Source organism: Streptomyces sp. RFCAC02 (genome assembly GCF_004193175.1).
Classification (GTDB): domain Bacteria; phylum Actinomycetota; class Actinomycetes; order Streptomycetales; family Streptomycetaceae; genus Streptomyces.
This window is the reverse complement of the sequence record NZ_SAUH01000001.1, coordinates 5,082,447-5,103,338: the sequence shown is the minus strand read 5'-3', so window position 1 is coordinate 5,103,338 and position 20,892 is coordinate 5,082,447. Positions and strand designations below refer to the sequence as shown.

The window sequence follows — 20,892 nt, the reverse complement described above, 5'->3', positions numbered from 1 at the left end:
GACCGGGGTGCTGACCATTGCTCCCGACATCGAGGTGCTGGCGCGGTTCGGTCGCGCGCTGGCCGACCCGATCCGCTGCCGGCTGCTGCTCGCGCTGCGCGAGGCGCCCGCCCACCCGTCCGACCTGGCCGACCGGCTGGGGATCTCCCGCACGAGGCTGTCGAACCACCTGGCCTGCCTCCGGGACTGCGGCCTGGTCGTCGCCGTCCCGGTGGGCCGGCGCACCCGCTACGAACTGGCCGACGAACGGCTCGGGCACGCGCTGGACGACCTGCGCGCCGCCGTGGTGGCGGTGGCGGCGGACCGCACGTGCCGGGACGCGGAGGAGAAGGGCTGCTGCTGATGACGGGCATACCCATGCCCCTGACGGTCGGGCCGTCACCCGCGCGGCGGGCAGTCCTGGCGCGGCGGATCAGGTGGCTGGTGGCGGCGACCATCACCTACAACGTCGTCGAGGCGGTCGCCGCCATCACCGCGGGCGCCGTCGCCTCCTCGTCCGCGCTGATCGGCTTCGGCCTCGACTCGGTGGTCGAGGTCTCCTCGGCCGCCGCGGTCGCCTGGCAGTTCTCGGCAACCGACCCCGCGGTGCGCGAGGCACGCGAGGCGCGCGCGTTGCGGGTCATCGCGGTCGCGTTCTTCGCACTGGCCGCCTGCGTGGCGTTCGACGCCGTCCGCACGCTGACCGGCGATCAGGAGACGCACGCCTCCGGCCCCGGCATCGTGCTCGCCGCCGCCTCCCTGGTCGTGATGCCGCTCCTGTCGGCCGCCCAGCGACGCGCCGGCCGGGAACTCGGCTCGGCCTCGGCGGTCGCCGATTCGAGGCAGACGCTGCTGTGCACCTACCTGTCCGCCGTGCTGCTGGCGGGGCTCCTGGCCAACGCCGCCCTGGGCTGGTCCTGGGCTGACCCGGTCGCGGCGCTCGCGATAGCCGCCCTGGCCGTCAAGGAGGGTGTCGACGCCTGGCACGGGGACTCCTGCTGCTCCGTCCCGCCGGGAGCGGCGGAACGGAGCGGAGGAGCCGAACGCACGGCCGGCTGCGCCTGCTGCGCTCCCGACACCACGCGGTGAACGGCCGGGCCACTGGGCATCCGCCCGCGAGAGCACTCCACCGGTGGACGGGACGGGCGGCGTGCGTTCTGACCGCGTCGTCCGGTCGCGGTGGGCACCCGGTTCGTCCGTGAACGGGTCCCGTTCCGTTCCGGAGTGCGCGCCTCCGGTCGATTCCGGTCCCGGGCATGAGGTGACGGTTTCGTGGGGAGGGGATGTGAAAAACGGCGAACGACCGGCGACGCTGAGGAGTCCGACCATGGATCACGCGCTGGACAACCGGATGGACCACCGGATCGACCGCAGGACATCGCGGCGGGCACGTTATCTGTTCGCCGCCGTCTTCCTGGCGGCCGCGCTGCTCTCGCCCTATCTCGTCCTGTGGGAGCTGCTGGCCGGGGCCGCCGGGCTCGTGGCGACGGGGCTGCTCGCGCGGCGGGCGCAGGACGGTGCCGCCACGATGACGGCCACCGTCGTCTTCGCGGGGCTGCTGGCCGGCAGCCTGCCGTATCTGGTGGCCGCGCCCTTCGTGTCCTGAGTTTCGCGCGCCCCCGCCCGGGGGCGCGCGTCTACTGTCGGACGCATGTACGCACGCAGGCGCCGCAGGTACTTCGCCCTGATGACGGTGTGTCTCCTCCTGTTCGTCGGGGCCGGGGCACTGGTGCGCCTGTGGTCGGTGCCGCTGGCCATCGGGATGTGTGTGGTGGCCGCCGCGATCCCGCCGCTCGCCGCCATCACGGCGAACCGGCGCGGACCGGACGACCCCTGGTGGGACGAGCGCGACGACCGACGCGGGGGCGGGCGCGACCGCTGGTGACCCGAGCCGGAGGCCCGCCGACTCGGGTCACCAGGGCAGGTCGCGCACCTGCTGCACGCACAGCACCACGAACAGGACGCCCGCCCCGCCCAGCATCACGTTGCTCAGGACGCCGTTGCGCCACTCCCTCGCGACGCGGTCGGTGTTCAGCATCCACAGGAGCGTCAGCGCGAGGAACGGCATGAAGAACGCGCCGAGCACGCCGTAGGTGATGATGAGGCCGATGGGCTGGTCCAGCCACAGCAGCGCCATCGGCGGGAACGTCAGCCACAGCAGGTAGGCGCGGAAGGGCCAGGACTTCTCCCGGTCGCCCTCCCGGTCCGACGCGGCGCGCGCCGACACGTCGGGGCGCAGCCGGCCGACGAAGTCCGTGAACAGCAGGCTCACGCCGTGCCAGACGCCGATCACCGAACTGAACGAGGCGGCGAAGAAGCCGACCAGGAACAGCTTCGCCGTGGCCCCGCCGAACCGGTCCTCCAGGACGTCGCCGACGTCCAGCAGCCCCCGGTCGCCCTTGGCCAGCGCGACGTCGGCGGAGTGCAGCAGCTCGGCGCCGATGATCAGCATCGCGACGACGAACAGGCCGGTCGTGGCGTAGGCGACGCGGTTGTCCAGCCGCATCATGGGGATCCAGCGGGGGCCGGTCCAGCCCTTGGCGGTGACCCAGTAGCCGTACGCGGCGAGGGTGATGGTGCCGCCGACGCCGCCCATGAGACTGAGCGTGTAGAGCACGGAGCCGTCCGGCAGGGTGGGCCACAGGCCGGCGCCGAGCGCGCCGAGGTCGGGCGCGACGCGGATCGCGATGCCGACGACCACGACGAACATGACGCCGACGAAGACCATCATCAGCTTCTCGACGACCGCGTACCGGTTGAACCAGACGCAGACCAGGCCGAGCAGCCCGGTCAGGATGCCCCAGGTGCGCAGTGACGGCCCGTCGGGGAACAGCGCCGCCAGCGGCAGGCCGCTCGACGACATGGCGGTCGCGCCGTAGACGAAGCCCCAGATGACGCAGTAGACGGCGAAGTACCAGACGGCCCAGCGGCCGAGGGACTGCCAGCCGTCGAACATGGTGCGGCCGGTGGCCAGGTGCCAGCGGCCGGTGGCCTCGGCCAGGGATATCTTGATCAGGCAGCCGAGGACGGCCGCCCAGACGAGTGTGTAGCCGAACCGTTCGCCGGCCACGGCGGTGGCCACCAGGTCGCCGGCGCCCACGCCGGTGGCCGCGACGACCAGGCCGGGGCCGATGAGCCGCCAGCGGGTGGTGGGGGTGATGTCGGGAGCGGTGTTCTCGCGCGCTGCTGCCACGGGGGAATCCTGCCCGGGGATCGTGGGCACGACAATGCATGTGCGAATGCTTTTTCCGCGGATCCCGGCCGGACGCGGTCCCGGTGGTCCAATGGGGGCATGACCTTCCACGTCGACTCGGAGACCGGACGGCTGCGCCGCGTGATCCTGCACCGGCCCGGCCTGGAACTCAAGCGGCTCACGCCGAGCAACAAGGACGACCTGCTCTTCGACGACCTGCTGTGGGTGCGGCGGGCGCAGGAGGAGCACGACGTGTTCGCCGGGGTGCTGCGGGAGCGGGGGGTGGAGGTGCTGCTGTTCGGCGATCTGCTGGCACGGACGCTGGAGGTCCCCGCGGCCCGCGCGCTGGTGCTCGACCGGGTGTTCGACGAGCGGGAGTACGGGCCGCTGGCGACCGGCCGGCTGCGTGCGGCGTTCGACGGGCTCCCGACGCGGGAGCTGGCCGAGGCGCTGATCGGGGGGATGACCAAGCGGGAGTACCTTGAGCGGCACCCGGAGCCGGTCTCGGTGCGGTTCCATGTGATGGCCCCCGACGACTTCCTGGTGCCGCCGCTGCCGAACCACCTGTTCACGCGGGACGCGTCGGCGTGGGTCTACGACGGGGTGGCGATCAACGCGATGCGCTGGCCGGCGCGGCAGCGGGAGAGCGTGCACTTCGAGGCGGTGTACGGCCACCACCCGCTGTTCGCGGGCGAGGGCCGGGGCACGCGGGGGACGGCGGCGGGTTCCGGTACTGGGCGGAGGGGCACGGTGCGCAGCCGTCGACGATCGAGGGCGGTGATGTGCTGGTGATCGGGAACGGCGCGGTCCTCGTCGGGATGAGCGAGCGGACCACGCCGCAGGCGGTGGAGCTGCTGGCGCGGCGGCTGTTCGCCGCCGGCTCGGCGCGGCGGATCGTCGCGCTCGACCTGCCGAAGCGGCGGGCCTTCATGCACCTGGACACGGTGCTGACCATGGTGGACGGGGAGACGTTCACCCAGTACGCGGGGCTCGGAATGCTGCGCTCCTACACCATCGAGCCGGGTGCGGGCGGGAGTGAGCTGGCGGTCACGGACCACGCGCCCGAGCACATGCACCGGGCGATCGCGGCGGCGCTGGGCCTCGACCGCATCCGGGTGCTGACGCCGTGGCAGGACGTGCACGCGGCGGAGCGCGAGCAGTGGGACGACGGCTGCAACGTGCTGGCGGTGGAGCCGGGCGTCGTGATCGCGTACGAGCGGACCGTGACGGCGAACGAGCATCTGCGGGCGCAGGGCTTCGAGGTGCTGGAAATCCCGGGGAGCGAGCTGGGCCGGGGCGGGGCGGTCCGCGGTGCATGAGCTGCCCGGTGGAGCGGGACGCCGTGTGACGCACCCACCACCCTGCATAACCATGTGGCCTGATGTATATACTTCCATTTCTGCCCCAGCCGTCCGACCTACGGAGCCGTCATGGCCTCGAACCTCACTGGCCGCCACCTCCTCAGAGAGCTCGACCTCTCCGCCGAGGAGTTCCTGTCCCTGGTGTCCCTCGCCGGCGAGCTGAAGGCCGCCCGCCGCTCCGGCACGGAGGAGCAGCGGCTGCGCGGGAAGAACATCGCGCTGATCTTCGAGAAGAGCTCCACGAGGACGCGCACGTCCTTCGAGGTCGGCGCGGCGGACCAGGGCGCGTCCACCACCTACCTCGACCCGGCGGGCTCCCACATCGGCTACAAGGAGTCCCCGAAGGACACGGCCCGGGTCCTCGGCAGGCTGTTCGACGCGATCCTGTACCGGGGGAAGGCGCAGGCGACCGTCGAGGAGCTGGCCGCCCACGCCGGCGTGCCGGTCTACAACGGCCTGACGGACGACTGGCACCCGACGCAGATGCTGGCGGACGTGCTGACGATGCTGGAGCACGGCGGGGGCCGCCCGGTGGAGCGGCTCGCCTTCGCCTACCTCGGCGACGCCCGCAACAACATGGGCAACTCCTACCTCGTCACCGGCGCCCTCCTCGGCATGGACGTGCGGATCGTGGCCCCCGCGCGCTGTGGCCGGACGAGGCGGTCCGGGCCGAGGCCCGGCGGCTCGCCGAGCGGACGGGTGCCCGGGTGACCCTGACGGAGGACGTGACCGAGGGCGTGCGGGGCGCCGACTTCGTCACCACGGACGTGTGGGTGTCGCTCGGCGAACCGGCGGAGATGTGGGACGAGCGGATCGCGCTCCTGCGCCCGTACGCCGTGACCGCCGACGTGCTGGACGCCACGGGGAAGGCGGACGCCAAGTTCCTCCACTGCCTGCCCGCCTTCCACGACCTGGGCACCGAGGTGGCGCGGCAGGTGCACACCCGGCACGGGCTCACGCACCTGGAGGTGTCGGACGAGGTGTTCGAGTCGGACCGGTCGGTCGTCTTCGACCAGGCCGAGAACCGGCTGCACACCATCAAGGCCCTCATGGTCGCCACCCTCACCTGACGGATCCCCGCTCCCCGGCCGGGCCGCCGGCGCTCCCCGCGTCGCCGAGCCCGGCCTCGTGCACGAGGATGGCGACCTGGACGCGGTTGTCGCACTCCAGCTTGCCGAGGATGCGGGACACGTACGTCTTCACCGTGGGCACGGACATGAACAGCTCCCGGGCGATGTCCGCGTTCGACCCGCCGCGGCCGACGGCGAGGGCGACGTCCCGCTCGCGGTCGCTGAGCGCGGCGAGCGCCGAGCGTGCCCGGCGGGCGCGCCGGTCCCGCTCCGTGTCCCCGCCGCCCCTGAGCACATGGCCGATCAGGCGGGTGGTGACGGCCGGGGAGAGCATCGACTCGCCCCGGGCCACGGTCCGGACGGCGTTCAGGAAGTCGGTGGGCGGCACGTCCTTCAGCAGGAAGCCGCTCGCCCCCGCCCGCAGCGCCCCCAGGACATGGGCGTCGGTGTTGAACGTGGTCAGGACGACGACGGCCGGCCCCGCGCCGCCCGCCCGCACCGCCTCGGTGGCGGCCAGGCCGTCCATCCGGGGCATCCGGATGTCCATCAGCACGACATCCGGCCGGTGCGCGCGGACCGCCGCGACGGCCGCCTCGCCGTCCCCGGCCTCGGCCACCACCTCGATGCCCGGGTCGGCGCCCAGGATCAGCACCAGGCCGGCCCGCACCAGCGCGTCGTCGTCCGCGACGACCACGCGGATCACTCCGTCCACGGCAACCACGCCTCCAATCGGAAGACGACGCCGCCGCCCGGGTGGCGATGGACGCCGTGCTCGAGGCGGCCGCCCGCGAGCCGCACCCGCTCCCCCAGCCCGACGAGACCCGCCTGCCCGCCGGGCACGGACACCGGCGCCCCGGGATCGGCCAGGGGGTTGGTCACCCGCACGAGCAGCCGGCCGTCCGCCGAGCGGTCGAGCAGCACATCGGCGCGACAGCCCGGCGCGTGCTTGCGGGCGTTGGTCAGGCCCTCCTGGACGACGCGGTAGGCCGTGCGGCCGACGGCGGGCGCAGGGGCCGCGCCGGCCGGCAGCCGGTCCTCCAGGGCGACGGGCGCGCCGGCCGCCACCGCCTCGGCGACCAGCGCCGCGATCTCGCCGACGCCCGGCTGCGGACGCACCGCGGTATCCGGCCCCGCCCGCAGGACGCCGAGGATCTCGCGGAGGTCCTCCAGCGCCTGGTGGGCGCTCGCGCGGATGGTGCCGGCGACGGCGGCGACCTGCTCCCGCGCCATGTCGGGCCGGACCTCCAGCGCGCCCGCGTGCAGGCTGAGCAGCGTGATGCGGTGGGCCAGCACATCGTGCATCTCGCGGGCGATGTGCTCGCGCTCCCGGCCGCGGATCTGCTCCGCCCGCAGCGCCGCCTCCGCCTCGGCGCGCTCGGCCCGGTCGCGGAGCGAGTCCACGACCTCGCGGCGCGCGCGGACGACCATCCCCCAGGCGGCGAACGGGGTGGTGGCCACAGCGGTCACCAGGACGACGGCCACCACCTGCCCGGCCACCCCGAGACCCTCCGCGGTGAGGGCCGGGTCGGGCCGCAGCGCCCCGAAGACGCCGGAGGCGGCGACGGCGCCGCAGAAGACGGCGGCCGCCTGGCGCCACGGCCGGTGCACGGCCACGGTGAACACGGCCACCAGCACGGCGCCGGCCCCCCAGTCGGTCACCGCCGAGGCCACGACGACCGGGACGGCGACGGCGACGGGCCGGCCACGGCGCCACCACAGGACGACACAGCTCCCCATGGTCAGCGCCAGGCACAGCAGCACGTACCAGGGCGGCCCCTGCCGGCCGCTGTCCACCGCCTCCGCGGCGAGAGCCGCGCCCAGGCACAGCGCCAGGACGACGCAGAGGGCGTCGGTGATCCGGTCCTGCCGGTGGGTCCGCCTCATGGGAGCACCAGGGGGCGCCAGAACTGCCGGCCGGATTCCTCCCGGACGGTGAAGCCCAGGGCCTCGACGCCCTCGCGCAGCTCGCGGGCGTCGTCGTGGGCGCGCTTGCCGAGGGCCGCCTCCCGCGCCTTCAGCAGGGCGTGCGCCCCGGTGGGCAGGTCGGGCGTCCCGGGCACCCAGCGCCGGTACAGGTCCGCGTAGGGGTCGGCGTCGAGCCAGGGGTAGCCGTGGGCGGTGAACGCACGGGCCACGTCGGCGGGCCGGGCCTCCGTCACCTCCCGCAGCAGATGGCGGGACGCGCCGTCGAGCACGACCAGCCGCTTCCCGTCGAGGAAGACGGCCTCGACCTCGGCCCTGCCTATGGCGCGCACATCCTCGTCCCGCCGGATGCTCAGCGCGGCGTCCGTCACGGTGACCTTGAGACTGGTCGCCACGGCGACGACGGCCAGGCCGAGGCCGGCGAGCAGCCCCGCGCAGCCGGCCACGACGGCCGACCATCCGCTGCGCCACGAGGCGGCGAACTCCAGCGGCGCCCGCATCGGGACATGGGGCAGGGACACCGCCCAGTCCGCGACCGGGGGCAGGACGGCGCCGACGAGAACGCCGAGGAGCGGGCCGCCGACGACGAGCACCGCCCGGTCCGCGCGCGGCAGCCCGAGCACCGTGCCCCCGATGCCGCTGCCGTCGCCCGGCCCGCCGTCGCTCCACCTCTCGACGCCGCTCATCACGACCCTCCTCCCCTGCTGTGCCCACGGCCCGCCCGAAGCTTTTCCACCGGGCGTCACCGACACCACGACCGTAGGCCGCCGCCCCCCTTGCGCACAGTCATCCAAAGTCGCTTTCCGCCCGCCGATGGTCGGACCGCTCACGCCGCGAGCGCCGCCGCCATCCGGGCGATCGCCGCGGGACCCACCCGGCAGCACCCCCCGATCAGCCGGGCGCCCGCCGCCCGCCACGCCACGGCCGCCTCCCCCGCCGCATCCCCGGCAAGGCCCGCGGGACCGTGCCACCGCCCGCGCTCCACGTCCCACGCCTCACCACTGTTCGGATACGCGACGGCCGACCGGCCCGTCACCTCCGCCGCGAGCCGCACGGCCGGGGCCACCTCGCCGGGCGCGCAGCAGTTCACCCCCACCGCGAGCACCTGCGCGTTCCCCGCCGCCACGGCGAACGCATCGGCGAGCGGCTGCCCGGCCCGCGTACGGCCGCCGGCGACCGTGTACGACAGCCACACCGGCACCCCGCAGCCCTCGGCGGCCCGCAGCAGCGCCTCCGCCTCGTCCACGTCCGGCACGGTCTCCAGCGCCAGGACGTCGGGTCCCGCCGCAGCAAGCGCCTCGATGCGCGGCCGGTGGAAGCGCGTCAGCTCGGCGACGGACAGCCCGTACCGGCCCCGGTACTCCCCGCCGTCCGCGAGGACCGCGCCGTACGGCCCGACCGACGCCGCCACCCACGCCCGCCGCCCCGCCGCCGCCCGCCTGGCGAGCCGGACGCTCTCCCCGAACAGCCGCTCCGCCGCCGCGCGGTCCGCGCCCCACCGCGCGAACCCGCCGAACGACGCCTGGTAGCTGGCCGTCGTCAGCACCTCGGCGCCCGCCGCCAGGTACGCCCGGTGCGCGGCGAGCAGCGCGCCGGGGTCCTCGGCGAGGAGCCGCGCCGTCCACAGGCCGCCCGACAGGTCGTGCCCCCGGGCGGCCAGCTCGTCGGACAGCCCGCCGTCGAGGACCACCGCGCGGTCCCCGAGCGGCAAGGCGGCGGCGTGCGGCGCCCCGGTCACGAAAGCTGCGGCGCGACCTGCGACGCGATCACGTCGAGGTGGTCGAGGTCGGACAGGTCGAGGATCTGGAAGTAGATGCGGGACGAGCCGATCTCGGCGAACCGGCCGATCCGCTCCACGACCTCACCCGGCGTGCCGGCGAGACCGTTGCGCTTCAGCTCCTCCACGTCGCGCCCGATGGCCGCCGCGCGCCGTGCGACCTCCGCGTCGTCCTTGCCCACGCAGGCCACGAGCGCGTTGGAGTACACCAGGTCACCGGGGGCGCGCCCCGCCTTCTCGGCCGCCTCCCGCACCCGCCCGAACTGCGCGGCGCTGTCCTCGACCGACCCGAACGGGATGTTGAACTCGTCCGCGTAACGGGCGGCCAGGCGCGGCGTCGTCTCCTTGCCCATGCCGCCGATCAGCACCGGGACCTTCGCCTGCGCCGGCTTCGGCAGCGCGGGCGAGTCGGTGAGCCGGTAGTGCTCGCCCTCGTGGGAGAACGTCTCCCCCACCGGCGTCGCCCACAGCCCGGTGACGATCGCGAGCTGCTCCTCCAGGCGCGGGAACTTGGCCTTCGGGAACGGGATGCCGTACGCCGTGTGCTCCTCGGCGAACCAGCCGGCGCCCAGGCCCAGTTCGACCCGACCGCCGGACATGGCGTCGACCTGCGCCACCTGGATCGCCAGCACGCCGGGCAGCCGGAACGTGGCGGCCGTCATCAGCGTGCCGAGCCGGATGCGGCTGGTCTCCCGCGCGAGGCCGGCCAGGGTGATCCAGGCGTCGGTCGGGCCCGGGAGGCCGTCGCCGTCGCCCATGTGCAGGTAGTGGTCGGAGCGGAAGAAGGCGTCGAAGCCCAGGTCCTCGGTGGCCTTGGCGACGGTCAGGAGGGTGTCGTACGAGGCGCCCTGCTGGGGTTCGGTGAAGATGCGCAGATCCATGCGCCCCATTCTGCCCGGACGTCCCGCGCGCCCCGCGCGGCCGTACGGGAGCGGCGCGGGGCACGGGATCAGGCCGGGGGGCGGCCCGGGGTGAGCAGCGCCGTCTCGCCCGGCGAGATGTCCGGGCGCAGGACGTCGCACCCGCCGCCGCGGTGGAAGACGACGATCTCGCCCGGCGTCAGCCCGGCCGCCACACGCGCCGCGTCGGTGCCGAGGACCTGCTCCACGGCGTCGGCGAACTGCGCGTCCAGCGCCAGCACGGCCTCCGCCGCCGCCCAGAACGCCGACCGCCGCGGCGCCGTCCGCGTCACGTGGACGACCGTGCGCCACGGCCCGGCCGCGAGCGCCGTGTGGGGGGCGCGCCGCAGGTCGCACACGAGGGCCTGCGGCCCGGAGTCGACGGTCGGCGGCGCGGCGGGCTGCGGCGGCCAGGCGCCGGTGTGTCCGGCGATGACGAGCCGGTCGCCGGCCGCCTGCCGGATGCCGGCCCACTGCGCCGGGGCACGCGTCGCCGCGGTCACGCACGCGCCGACGGCGAGGAGCCGCAGCGCGAACAGCCGGCCGAACAGCGACTCCCCGAGGACGGCGATGCGGATGCCCGCCGGCCCCGGCGCGGGCAGCGCGACGGCGCGGCCCTGCCGGTCGGTCCCGAGGTGGACGCCGGCCTGTGCCGGGTACAGCAGCGGCACGGCCGGGGCGGGGTCCTCCCACGTGGTGGCGGGCAGGGTGGTGAGGTCGGGCGTCGTCATCGGGCACTCCTGCCTGCCGTGGCGGTGGCGCCGGCCGGTGCGGCCGGCCCGCCGCCGAAGAGCCCGGTGGCCTCGACGAGGGACCGGGACGGGTACGCCACCGGCAGCGTCGCGAGCAGCCCCGCCGCCTGGTCGGCGGCAGGCGGGCCGACCAGCCCGGTGGCGATGAGCCGGTCCCGTTCGGCCGCCGCGTGCTGGGCGGCGGTGGACACGACCCGGACGGCGGTGACGACCCGCAGGCCGCCGCCCTCGCGCGTCAGGGTCGCGGCGGTGACGACACGGTCGGCCGTGCAGGACGCGAGGCCGGTCAGCAGCCGGCCCCAGTCGGCCTGGGTGCGGACCTCGGCGGTGACCGTGCAGTGGGTGGCGGCGTTGCCCGCCCAGCTCCCCGGCAGGGCGCGGCCCTCGCCCGAGGCGTCGCCGGTCTGCCGGAGCAGGGCGCGCAGGGCGTCGCCGTTGAGCGGTACCCCGGGGGCGCCCAGGCTCTCCAGACGGGCGCGCAGGCGCGCGGTCGCGGCCGCGAGCGCGGCGCGCGCGCCGGGGGTGCCGCCGCCGCGCCGGTCGGCGGCCTCGGGCGCGTCGAACGGCTCGTACCGCACGACCAGCCACGACCGCACGGCGATCGGCCGGCCGCCGGTCGGCAGCTGCCGGTAGGCGACGGTCGGCTGGTAGCGGTAGTGGAAGTCCCACGGGGGCAGGCCGAACTGCTCGACGACGAGCTGCGCAGCGGCCGGCCGCGCCGGGTCCTCCGCGAGCCAGCGGCCGATCTCCCCCGCCGGCAGCGCGGGCAGCGTGCCGCCGGGGAAGGCGACGACGGCCGCGCAGCCGCGCCCGTCCGCCAGGACGCCGAGGCCCTGCGTGCCGCCGGGGAGTGCCTGGCCGGCGCGCCCGGCGCCCGCCGCGTTGCGGTCGGCGACCTCGGTGACGTCGAGCGAGGGCAGCAGGGTGTGGACGACGCCGAGATCGCCGTCGCCGGCCGGCCGCCCGGCGGCGGGCGGGGGGGCCGCGAGGGCGCGCCGCCGCTGCCCGTCCAGGAGACGCTGGTCGGCCCACTGGCCGCGCAGGCGCGCAAGACCGCCGGCGACGACGAGGGCGCCCGCGCCGGTCAGGGTCCAGCCCCAGGTGCTCTGGAGGGCGACGCCGGTGGCGATCCCGCCGAGCCCGGCCTCGACGGCCACGAGCCGGCCACGCCCGAAGCGCACCGGCTCACGGCGTGCACCCTGCGGGACGGCACCGGCGGTACCGCCCCGACGGTTTCGCGCGGCCTTCATGCGCGTTCTCCTCTCCTGGTCCTCACGGCCCGGCGCGGCGCGGGGGCACCGTGCGGGGCCGCGCCATCACGCACATGGTCGCCGACAGCACTGACAACCACCCGCACGGGCACCGGACGTGCGGCCCGAGCCGACGGGCGGCACCGGCATGTCCGGTCGCGCGCCGGCACGCCGTCGTGCCCCACGCCCCCGTCACCGGCAGCCGCGCGCCCCGGAAGCGTGCCCACTGCCCCGGCGGACGTCCGGTACCGGCGGGGACGCACCGACACCGGCCCGGCACCGGGACGACCGCCCACCGCGGCGGTCGCGCCGTCGCGGCTCACGCGTCGCCTCCCTCGGCCGTCGCGTCCTCCGCGACGGCGCCCGTGTGCTCGATGCCCGCCGCCTCCGGGTCCAGCGTCACGCCCGTCGGCAGCAGCCCCACGTAGCCGCGCGGCAGCGGCAGGGCGTCCTGCGGGTCGTACCCCAGCCGCTCCACGGCGTCCGGCGACGCCAGCGGGAACGCCGTCCCGCTGTCCGTCACCAGCGTGTACGTGCCGCCCTCGCCCGACGACGTGGTCGCCCGTACGAGCACCCCCGTCCCGGTGGGCATCCAGATCTGCGTCAGCTCCCCGATGTCGGCGCCGCCCGTGGCGGTGACCGGTTCGAGGCCCTCCGGCTCGGGCAGCGCGTCCGGGAGGTGCAGCGCGGCCTGCCACGGCGTGTCGCCGGCCCGGCTGCCGGGCGCGGTGCTGACGCACACGGGCTGGTCGCGACCCGGGTCGTCGGCGCGCGGCACGGCGTCTGGCCACTGGTCCTCGCCGAACGCCCGCTCCTCGGAGCGCGGCGCGCGGGCCGCCTCGGCGGTGCTGATGGTGTGCGTCTGCGGCGCGTTCGCGGCCAGCAGGGTGTACTCCAGCTCGGACACGTTGACGAGCCCGTCGGGCCGCACCAGGTAGTACTGCGGGTTGGCGCCGTCGAGCTCGGTGTGCGCCACGTCGTCCACGACCGCGTCGAACGGCAGGTGCGCCGCGGGGGCGTCGCCGGTGCCGCCGCCCGTGGCGGGGACGGTGATCTCGTTCCCCTCGGGCAGGGTCTCGACGAACCAGACCGGCAACTGCTCGGGCACGACGCGCCCGAGGCCGAGCAGGTCCCGGATGCCCGGCTCCAGGGCGTACCTGCGGCCCTCGGTGAGCAGCCACAGCCGGCCGTCCTCCGTCTGCCCGAGGACCGTCGCCGAGGGCGCGTCCTCGGCGGGCGCGATGCCGGGGACCGAGACGTACAGCGCCGTCCGTGTCGGCTCGCCGCCGGTCTCGGACGGGACGGCGCACAGGGTCCACGGGTCGGTCGTGAGGTCGTCGGCGTCCGGTACGGCGTCCGGCGCGCCCGGGATGCCGACCGGCAGGCCGCGCGGCGCGTCGTCGATGACGCTCTCGCGCACCTCGGTCTGCTGGCCGCCCCCGGCGAGGAGCGCGGAGGTGAGGTTGAGCGCGGGGTGGACGACCCCGTCGACGACGACGTACGGCCGCCCGTCGGCGAGGACGGCGCCGCTGTCGGGCAGGTCGGGGCCCTGTCCGCCGCCGAGCCAGCCGGCGATGCCGAAGCCGGCCATGATGAGGATGCCGATGGCGATGCCGCCGCCGACGCCCCGGTTCAGCCGGCGGCGCGGATCGGTGCGCGCCTCGTCGGCGCCCCGGATGAGGCTGGTGGTCCTGCGGCGGTTCTCGTAGGCGTACGCCTCCGCCTGCTCGCGTGTACTGGCCATCTAGTGAGTCCGGTTCCGGGGGTTCGGGCGGGAGGATTCGGAGGGGGAGCGCACGTCGCTGCCGTCGAGCCAGTCGAGGCGCGGCCGGGGCGCGGACGGCGGCCCGGCGGCCGGCGGCCTGGGGCGGTCCTCCGGGTTGCGGGCCGGGTCGGGTCCCGCGCGCCAGCCGCGGCGCGCCGCGCGGCCGATGGCCGGGGCGCCCAGCAGGCCGAGGACGACGGCGAGCAGGAGGCAGCCGCTCCACGCGAGCGCCTTCTCCGCCGTGTCGGACAGCAGGGGCTCCTCGGTCGGCACATCGGCGATCGGGACCTGTCCCGGCCGGCCCGCCGTGCCCTCGTCCGCCGCGCCCGGCAGGTCGGTGAGCGCGCCGTACGGGGAGACGATGCCGGCGCCCGCCCAGTCGTTGCGTTCGCCGCCGACGCGGTTCGCGGAGTCCATGAGGCGCTCGGCGACCTCGGCGGCCGACAGGTCGGGGAAGCGGGAGCGGACCAGCGCGGCGACGCCGGAGACCTGCGCGGCGGCGTAGCTGGTGCCGGAGTCCACGCGGTAGCCGGAGCCGCCGGCGGAGACGAGGGTGATGTTCTCGCCGTAGGCGGCGATGTCCACCCAGTCGCCCTGGTTGGAGGCGTCCATGGGCTGGCCCTCGGCGTCCACGGCGCCGACCGCGACGACCCCCTCGTACGCGGCGGGGTACATCGTGATCTCGCCGGACCGGCCGCCCTCGTTGCCGGCCGCCGCGACGACCACCACGTCGGCGGCCACGGCCCGCGCGACGGCCTCGCGGATCGGCTCGTTGTCGGTCGGGAGGGCGAAGGAGAGGTTGAGGACGCCGACGCCGGCGCCGACCGCGTCGTCGATCGCCGCGGCGATCAGGTTGAACGAGGCGCTGTCGATGCCGTCGGCGATGCGCACCGGGTAGACGGTCGCGTCGTAGGCGACGCCGGCCATCCGGTCCTCGCGGTCCCTGGCTGCGGCGACCAGGCCGGCGATCGCCGTGCCGTGCCCCTCGCAGTCCTGCTCGGGCGGCGGCGTCGAACGGTCGTACTCGCTCTCGTCGTTGGTCTGCGTGAACTCCGAGCCGTCCCGTACGGCGCCGGCCAGGTCCGGGTGGCGCGCGTCCACGCCCGAGTCGACCACGCCGACGGTGACGCCGTCGCCCGTCGACAGGTCCCACGCCTGCTGGAGCCCGAGCTGCGAGATCAGCGGGTACGGCCCCTGGTCGGCGGGGAAGTCCTCGCCGTGGATCTCCTGCCGGCACGGCTCGGACGCGGCGGCGGCCTGCGACGCCGCGCCCGGCACGGCGAGCTGCGCGCCCCACACGGCCGCGACCGCGCACGCCAGGGCCGCGGCGCGCGCGGGGCCGCGGGGCCGGCGGCGGCCCCCGTCCTGTGTTCCTGTCACTCCCGCTCCCCTCATCCCGTCACGCCTTCAGATCGAGCAGGGCGGTGTAGACCTCCCAGACGGCGAGGGCGAGCGGCACGACGGCCAGCAGGAACAGCGTCTCCACCATGTCGAGCGCCCGGGAGACGCGCGGGTTGAGGCGGTACCGGCCGGCGAACAGGCCGACGCAGCCCGCGATCAGCGCCACGACGAGCATCGCGGGGAAGACGACGCCGAGCAGCGACAGCTTCTCCCCCAGCCGCTCGGTGACGACGAACGCGGCGACCCCGACGGCCGTCGCCAGCGCCGTCACGATCGGCACGGCGCTCTGCGCGCGTTCCTTGAACAGCCGCGACCGCAGCAGCATCAGCAGGACGAGGACGCCGCCGAGCAGCCGCGCCCACAGGCCGCCCGCGCCGAACAGGACGAGCGTGCCGCCGCCCGCGACGACGTGGCTGCCGGTCAGCATGCCGGTCAGGAGGCGCCGCGCCCGCACGACGCGGGACCGCAGCCGGTCGTGCTCCAACTGGCTGCGGAGCGCTTCGAGCTCCTCCGTGGTGGCGGCCACCTGCGGCGCCGGGACACGGGCGACGCGCAGCGCCACCGTCGGCCACAGCGTCGTCAGCGCGAGGGCGAGGGGGGCAGCGACGGCCGCGGCCCGTACGGGGGACACGTCCCACACCGCGCACTGCAGTGCGCCGAGCGCCGCCAGGGGACCCGCGACGACGAGGGAGGCGAACGCCCCGTCGCCGCCGCCGATCAGCACGGGTCCCGCGGCCCCCACGACCGCGAGGACCGCGCAGGCCAGCAGCAGGTGGCCCGCCGTGAAGCCCTCGGCGGTGCCGCCCTCGGTGCCCAGCAGCCGGACGGCGCCGAGCATGGCGGCCGGCGCGGCGAGGATCCCGGCCCAGGTGCCGGCCCGTACGTCGGCGAACGCACGGGACATCAGGACGCCCACGGCGAGCGCGAGGGCCGCGGTGGCGAGGCCGAGCCAGCCGGGCAGCCGGCCGGGCGCCGCGGCGAGGGCGGCGCAGGTGCCGAGGGTGGCGATGACGGCGAGGGCGCCTGCGGTGCCGCGGGTGGGTCCCGCGGCCCAGGCATGCCGTACGCCGTGCTCGCCGATGACCTCGACCACGTCGTCGTACAGCGGCGGCGTCGTGTCGTCCGTGCCGTGCCCGAGGAAGAGCAGGTCGCCCTCGGTGACGCCCTGGACGGCGAGGGAGGCCGCCGGGTCGAGGCGGGTGCCGTCCGTGCGGCGCAGGATCCAGCCGCCGTGCCGCACGCCGCCGTCGGGACCCGGGTCCTCGCCGGCGTGGCCGAGCAGCGCGGGCATGAGCCGGGCGATGGGGACGGTCGCGGGCACGGCGAGGTCGGCGCGGCCGGCGGGGCCCGCGAGGCCGACGCGGACGAAGTCGGTGCCCGACGCCGTGCCTGTGCCCGGCTGGGGACCCGGTCCGCCGGGGGTCGCCGGCGGCTGGATGGTGCTGGCGCTCATGAACGGTTCCTGGGGGTGGACGGGGTGGTGGTCGAGGGGGCGTGCGGCCCGTCGGGCGTGTCACCGGCGGCGAGGGGCGAGTCGGTGCGCACGAGCTGGATCGGCACGTTGCCGAGGCGGCGGTGCATCAGCAGGCCGCGGCCCTTCTTGCGCTGGGCCGGCTTGACGCCCCAGATGGGCATCTCGTCCTTCGGGATGCTGAGCAGGATGCTCGGGGTGTTGAGCTCCTTCATGCGGCTGATGATCGGGTCGGCGATGGCGCGCGACGCGCCGCCGGCCTGGCGTGCGAGGTAGATGTGGAAGCCCATGCCGCGGGCCTGCGGGAGGTTGTCGAGGAGGTACCGCAGCGGGTTCCCCGCGGAGGTGGTGACGAGATCGTAGTCGTCGACGATGACGAAGATCTCGGGGCCGGTCCACCAGGAGCGGTCGCGGAGCTGCTCGGGCGTCACGTCGCTGCCGGGGATGCGCTTCTTCAGGCCCTCGGCGAGACCGGCGAGGATCTCCATGGACCGCTCGTGCGTCGTGGAGTAGCCGAGCAGGCTCGGGCCGTCGAACTCCCGCAGCATCGTCATGCCGTGGTCGAGGATGATCAGCTTGCCGCGGTCGGGCGGATAGGCGGCGACGACCTGGTGGGCGATGGACCGCAGCAGGCCCGTCTTGCCGCTCTCGGTGTCGCCGATGACGATGAGGCCCGCCTCCTCGCCCGGCGTGAACACGACGGGTTCCAGGCGGTTGCCCTCCAGGCCGATCGTGATGCCGCCCGGCGTGGGCGCGGCGGGCAGTTCGGTGAGCGCGAGGGTGGTGGGCAGGAGACGCACGCGGGGGGCGCGGGCGCCGGTCCAGGCGCGTTCGACGCGGTCGATGAGGTCGGTGACGCCCTCGGAGACGCCGCTGCCGGACCGTACGCCGTCGACGCGCGGCATGGCGGTGAGGAAGTGCAGCTTCTCGCCGGTGATGCCGCGCCCCGGGCGCCCGGCGGGGATGGTGCGCTGGATCTTGCGGTCGACCTCGGAGTCGAGGGCGTCGCCGAGCTTCAGCTCGACCTTGGTGCCGATGAGGTCGCGCATGCCCATGCGCATGTCGAGCCAGCGGTTGCCGGTGACGACGAGGTGGATGCCGTAGGTGAGCATGCGGCCCGCGGTGCCCATGAGGAGCTGTTCGAGGTCCGGGTAGCTCTGCCGGAGGACGGCCCAGCCGTCCACGACGAGGAAGATGTCGCCGTGCGGGTCGTCGGTGACCCGGCCGGACGCGCGCGCCTCGCGGTAGTCCGCCATGGAGTCGACGCCGAGGTCGCGGAACCGCGTCTCCCGGCTCTCCATGATGGCCAGCACCTCGGCGACGGTGCGGTTGACGACCTCGGCGTCCAGCCGACTCGCGACACCGCCGACGTGCGGCAGGCGGGCGAACGGGAACAGGGTGCCGGAGAAGTCCAGGCAGTAGAACTGCACCTCCTCGGGCGTGTGGCGCAGCGCGAGCGACGCGATGAGGCTGCGGACGGCCGTCGACTTGCCGCTGTGCGGACCGCCGACGATGGCGATGTGGCCGCCGGCGCCCGTGAGGTCGAGCGTGAACGGGTCGCGGCGCTGATGGAACGGCCGGTCCACGATGCCGATGACGGGCTGCAGCGGCGGCGTCGCGGGCGAGGAGCCGAAGCCGCGCCCCGGGCGTTCCCGCAGGTCGGTGAGGAGCGCGTCGAGCGGCTCGGGGACGTCGAGGGGCGGCAGCCACACCTGGTGCGCCTGGGCGCCCTGGCCGGTCATCTGCTCGACCATGACGCCGATGATGGTGGTGCCCAGCTCCTCGTTGTCGGCGAAGTCGTCCGGCTCGGACGGCTCGGGCTCCGGCTCGTCCGGGACGAGCCCGGCCGGGACGGGCACGTAGCGCGCGGGGAACGGGCGGATCGTCACGCCGCCGCCGAGCGCGGCGCTGCCGCTGTCCTCGCCCTGGCGGTACGGACCGGACACGTACGCGGCGCGGAAGCGCCGCAGCGTCGTCGTGTCGGTGCGCAGGTAGCCGTGGCCCGGGGCGCTCGGGAGGTGGTTGGCGTCGGGCACGCCGATGGCGGTGCGGCTCTCCGACTCGGAGAACGTGCGCAGGCCCACGCGGTACGACAGGTGCGCCTCAAGGCCGCGCATCTTGCCCTCGTCCAGGCGCTGCGAGGCGAGCAGCAGGTGCAGGCCGAGGGACCGGCCCAGGCGGCCTATCTGCACGAACAGGTCGGCGAAGTCCGGCTTCTGCGCCAGCAGCTCGGAGAACTCGTCGACGACGATGAAGAGGCTGGGCAGCGGCGGGAGCGCGGCGCCGCGCTGGCGGGCGCGCTCGTAGTCGCGGACGGAGACGAGGTTGCCGGCGTCGCGCAGGACCTCCTGCCGGCGGTTCATCTCGCCGGACAGGGCCTCCTTCATGCGGTCGACCAGCGTGAGGTCGTCCTCCAGGTTGGTGATGACGGCGGCGACGTGCGGGAGTTCGGCCATGCCGGCGAACGTCGCGCCGCCCTTGAAGTCGACCAGCACGAAGTTGAGCTGGTCGCTGGAGTGCGTCACGGCCATGCCGAGGACGAGGGTGCGCAGCAGCTCCGACTTGCCGGAGCCGGTGGCGCCGACGAGGAGGCCGTGCGGCCCCATGCCGTTCTGCGCGGACTCCTTGATGTCGAGTTCGAGGAGCCCGCCCTCGGCGGAGACGCCGATGGGTACCTGGAGGCGGTCGCGCATCGGACGGGGCCGCCACAGGGTCTCCAGGTCGAGGTGGCCCGGGTCGGGGATGCCGAGGAGGGCCGGGAGGGTGTTGACGGCTGTGGTGAGGTCCTCGCCCTCGCCGCTGGTGGCCGTGTCCGCGCGGAACCGGGCGAGCTGGCCCGCCAGCGCGTCGGCCTCGGCGGCGGACAGGGCGTCGGCGGTGCCGAGGATGTCGGTGGTCTCGCCGGCGCGGACGGACAGGGTGCCGTCGGCGTCAATTTCGAGCAGCGCGCCGTGGGCCTCGGTGAGCGCGGCGGAGCGGCCGTCCACGTCGAGGACGGTGACGCCCTGGAGGCCGCCCGGGTCGAGGAGCGCCTCGCTGCCGGTGATGAGCCCGCCGTCGATGACGACGAGGAGGTGCGGCATGTCCGGCTCGGGCTCCGCCGCGCGGTTGAAGCGGGTGCGGCGGGTCAGTTCGGCGCCGAGCCAGTCCTCCAGGACGGCGAGGCTCGGGTGCATCATGCGGACGGGCCCGACGTGGTCCAGCTCATCGGGGTGGTGGGTGTGCGGGAGCCACTTGAGCCAGTTCCAGCGCTCGCCCTCGATGTCCTTCGTGCACACGATCACCCGCAGGTCGCGCGGCGAGTGGAACGTGACGGCCTGCGCGATCACGGCGCGGAACAGCGCGCGCGCCGCCTCCGGGTCGTCGTCCGACCTGACGGACACCGAGGCGAAACGGCGCAGGGCCACCTGCACGGGCAGGTCGGGGACGACGGAGTGGGCGTCGATGAAGCGCTTCAGCGCGACGGCGCACAGCGGGTCGAGGTCCTCGACGGGCGCCGACTCGCCGGGCACCAGGGGCGTGGCGAGGTAGCGGGGTCCTGTGCCGATCCGCACGACGCCGAAGTCGTTGTCGATGGCGCGGCGTTCCCACAGGCGGCGGCTCGCCGCCACGGCCCACAGGGTGCCGGGGGGCGGCGAGCTCCACTGGAGCGCGGTGCGCTGGGCGGACGCGGTGCGGCGGACCTCGGCCCTGGTCCGTTCCAGGTAGCGCAGGTACTCACGGCGGTCGTGCCGTGCCTGGGCCTTGCCCGACCCGCGCTGCCGCATGATCGAGCCGATGACCATGGCCAGGCAGGACACGAGGAACATGCTGCCGACGATGTAGCCGATCGCGCCGCGGCCCATCGTCAGCATGTAGAGGACCGAGCCGAGACCGCTGAGTGCCGGGAGCGCCGTCATCCATATGTTGGCGTCCTCCGGCTGGGGCAGTTCCGGAGGCGCCTTGAGGACGAGGTCGCTCTCCGGCACCGTCGGGCGCGGCGCCCGGGCCGGGCGCCGGAAGACGGTGGTCGGGGTGGGTGCGGTCATACGGTCCTGGCTTCCTGGTGTTC

At 75.3% G+C, this 20,892-nt stretch carries 16 protein-coding genes and 2 pseudogenes; 6 read left to right on the top strand and 12 right to left on the bottom strand.

Going from position 1 to position 20,892, the window contains the following annotated elements:
• Window positions 1-7 precede the first annotated feature (7 nt).
• The 4 genes from EMA09_RS23600 to EMA09_RS23585 all read left to right on the top strand — a co-directional run bounded on the left by EMA09_RS23600 (window position 8) and on the right by EMA09_RS23585 (window position 1,864).
• Window positions 8-343 carry a metalloregulator ArsR/SmtB family transcription factor gene (locus EMA09_RS23600; RefSeq protein WP_129842983.1) on the top strand — a complete coding sequence of 112 codons (336 nt, stop codon included), beginning with the start codon at window positions 8-10 and terminating at the stop codon, window positions 341-343.
• Entirely contained in the window at window positions 343-1,068 is a 726-nt protein-coding gene (locus EMA09_RS23595; protein ID WP_129842982.1) for a cation transporter, read from the top strand. The genes EMA09_RS23600 and EMA09_RS23595 overlap by 1 nt, the downstream gene beginning before the upstream one ends.
• A gap of 238 nt (window positions 1,069-1,306) precedes the next feature.
• Window positions 1,307-1,585, top strand: coding sequence for a hypothetical protein (locus EMA09_RS23590; protein ID WP_129842981.1), 279 nt, complete (start codon window positions 1,307-1,309; stop codon window positions 1,583-1,585).
• A 45-nt stretch (window positions 1,586-1,630) separates the two neighbouring features.
• Window positions 1,631-1,864 (top strand): DUF3099 domain-containing protein, encoded by a 234-nt coding sequence (locus tag EMA09_RS23585; RefSeq protein WP_129842980.1) that lies wholly within the window; start codon window positions 1,631-1,633, stop codon window positions 1,862-1,864.
• Between the two features lie 27 nt (window positions 1,865-1,891).
• On the opposite strand, the gene EMA09_RS23580 is transcribed toward EMA09_RS23585, so the two are convergent.
• Complete coding sequence (locus EMA09_RS23580; protein WP_129842979.1) at window positions 1,892-3,172, bottom strand: Nramp family divalent metal transporter; 1,281 nt, start codon at window positions 3,170-3,172, stop codon at window positions 1,892-1,894.
• 99 nt (window positions 3,173-3,271) lie between these two features.
• Here EMA09_RS23580 and EMA09_RS23575 point away from each other — a divergent pair.
• Window positions 3,272-4,520: pseudogene (locus EMA09_RS23575) on the top strand (arginine deiminase).
• An 82-nt stretch (window positions 4,521-4,602) separates the two neighbouring features.
• Window positions 4,603-5,603 (top strand): annotated as a pseudogene (gene argF, locus EMA09_RS23570) (ornithine carbamoyltransferase).
• Here the strand turns inward: argF and EMA09_RS23565 are convergent.
• The 11 genes from EMA09_RS23565 to eccCa all read right to left on the bottom strand — a co-directional run bounded on the left by EMA09_RS23565 (window position 5,596) and on the right by eccCa (window position 20,869).
• Window positions 5,596-6,315 (bottom strand): response regulator transcription factor, encoded by a 720-nt coding sequence (locus tag EMA09_RS23565; protein WP_129842978.1) that lies wholly within the window; start codon window positions 6,313-6,315, stop codon window positions 5,596-5,598. The pseudogene argF and the gene EMA09_RS23565 overlap by 8 nt on opposite strands.
• On the bottom strand, window positions 6,303-7,487 hold the full coding sequence (locus tag EMA09_RS23560) for a histidine kinase (RefSeq protein WP_129842977.1): 1,185 nt from the start codon (window positions 7,485-7,487) through the stop codon (window positions 6,303-6,305). The genes EMA09_RS23565 and EMA09_RS23560 overlap by 13 nt, the downstream gene beginning before the upstream one ends.
• Window positions 7,484-8,212 carry a hypothetical protein gene (locus EMA09_RS23555; protein ID WP_129842976.1) on the bottom strand — a complete coding sequence of 243 codons (729 nt, stop codon included), beginning with the start codon at window positions 8,210-8,212 and terminating at the stop codon, window positions 7,484-7,486. The genes EMA09_RS23560 and EMA09_RS23555 overlap by 4 nt, the downstream gene beginning before the upstream one ends.
• 140 nt (window positions 8,213-8,352) lie before the next feature.
• The gene (gene mmuM, locus EMA09_RS23550) at window positions 8,353-9,216 is read right to left on the bottom strand and encodes a homocysteine S-methyltransferase (RefSeq protein ID WP_129844213.1); all 864 of its coding nucleotides are present in this window, start codon (window positions 9,214-9,216) and stop codon (window positions 8,353-8,355) included.
• Window positions 9,217-9,260: 44 nt separating this feature from the next.
• Complete coding sequence (locus EMA09_RS23545) at window positions 9,261-10,184, bottom strand: LLM class F420-dependent oxidoreductase (protein WP_129842975.1); 924 nt, start codon at window positions 10,182-10,184, stop codon at window positions 9,261-9,263.
• Between the two features lie 68 nt (window positions 10,185-10,252).
• The gene (locus EMA09_RS23540; RefSeq protein WP_240796531.1) at window positions 10,253-10,933 is read right to left on the bottom strand and encodes a hypothetical protein; all 681 of its coding nucleotides are present in this window, start codon (window positions 10,931-10,933) and stop codon (window positions 10,253-10,255) included.
• Window positions 10,930-12,204 (bottom strand): type VII secretion protein EccE, encoded by a 1,275-nt coding sequence (locus EMA09_RS23535; RefSeq protein WP_129842974.1) that lies wholly within the window; start codon window positions 12,202-12,204, stop codon window positions 10,930-10,932. The genes EMA09_RS23540 and EMA09_RS23535 overlap by 4 nt, the downstream gene beginning before the upstream one ends.
• Window positions 12,205-12,523: 319 nt before the next feature.
• Window positions 12,524-13,948 (bottom strand): type VII secretion protein EccB, encoded by a 1,425-nt coding sequence (gene eccB / locus EMA09_RS23530; RefSeq protein ID WP_129842973.1) that lies wholly within the window; start codon window positions 13,946-13,948, stop codon window positions 12,524-12,526.
• The gene (locus EMA09_RS23525) at window positions 13,949-15,349 is read right to left on the bottom strand and encodes a S8 family serine peptidase (protein ID WP_129842972.1); all 1,401 of its coding nucleotides are present in this window, start codon (window positions 15,347-15,349) and stop codon (window positions 13,949-13,951) included.
• A 19-nt stretch (window positions 15,350-15,368) separates the two neighbouring features.
• Window positions 15,369-16,823, bottom strand: coding sequence for a type VII secretion integral membrane protein EccD (eccD, locus tag EMA09_RS23520; RefSeq protein WP_129842971.1), 1,455 nt, complete (start codon window positions 16,821-16,823; stop codon window positions 15,369-15,371).
• Window positions 16,820-20,869 (bottom strand): type VII secretion protein EccCa, encoded by a 4,050-nt coding sequence (gene eccCa / locus EMA09_RS23515; RefSeq protein WP_129842970.1) that lies wholly within the window; start codon window positions 20,867-20,869, stop codon window positions 16,820-16,822. The genes eccD and eccCa overlap by 4 nt, the downstream gene beginning before the upstream one ends.
• Window positions 20,870-20,892 lie beyond the last annotated feature (23 nt).

Bases quoted from the DNA above. Each gene is read 5' to 3' on its own strand.
- eccD (WP_129842971.1), bottom strand. From the start codon at position 16,823: ATGAGCGCCAGCACCATCCAGCCGCCGGCGACCCCCGGCGGACCGGGT.
- EMA09_RS23540 (WP_240796531.1), bottom strand. From the start codon at position 10,933: ATGACGACGCCCGACCTCACCACCCTGCCCGCCACCACGTGGGAGGAC.
- EMA09_RS23585 (WP_129842980.1), top strand. From the start codon at position 1,631: ATGTACGCACGCAGGCGCCGCAGGTACTTCGCCCTGATGACGGTGTGT.
- EMA09_RS23535 (WP_129842974.1), bottom strand. From the start codon at position 12,204: ATGAAGGCCGCGCGAAACCGTCGGGGCGGTACCGCCGGTGCCGTCCCG.
- EMA09_RS23555 (WP_129842976.1), bottom strand. From the start codon at position 8,212: ATGAGCGGCGTCGAGAGGTGGAGCGACGGCGGGCCGGGCGACGGCAGC.
- EMA09_RS23595 (WP_129842982.1), top strand. From the start codon at position 343: ATGACGGGCATACCCATGCCCCTGACGGTCGGGCCGTCACCCGCGCGG.
- eccCa (WP_129842970.1), bottom strand. From the start codon at position 20,869: ATGACCGCACCCACCCCGACCACCGTCTTCCGGCGCCCGGCCCGGGCG.
- eccB (WP_129842973.1), bottom strand. From the start codon at position 13,948: ATGGCCAGTACACGCGAGCAGGCGGAGGCGTACGCCTACGAGAACCGC.
- EMA09_RS23545 (WP_129842975.1), bottom strand. From the start codon at position 10,184: ATGGATCTGCGCATCTTCACCGAACCCCAGCAGGGCGCCTCGTACGAC.
- EMA09_RS23590 (WP_129842981.1), top strand. From the start codon at position 1,307: ATGGATCACGCGCTGGACAACCGGATGGACCACCGGATCGACCGCAGG.
- EMA09_RS23560 (WP_129842977.1), bottom strand. From the start codon at position 7,487: ATGAGGCGGACCCACCGGCAGGACCGGATCACCGACGCCCTCTGCGTC.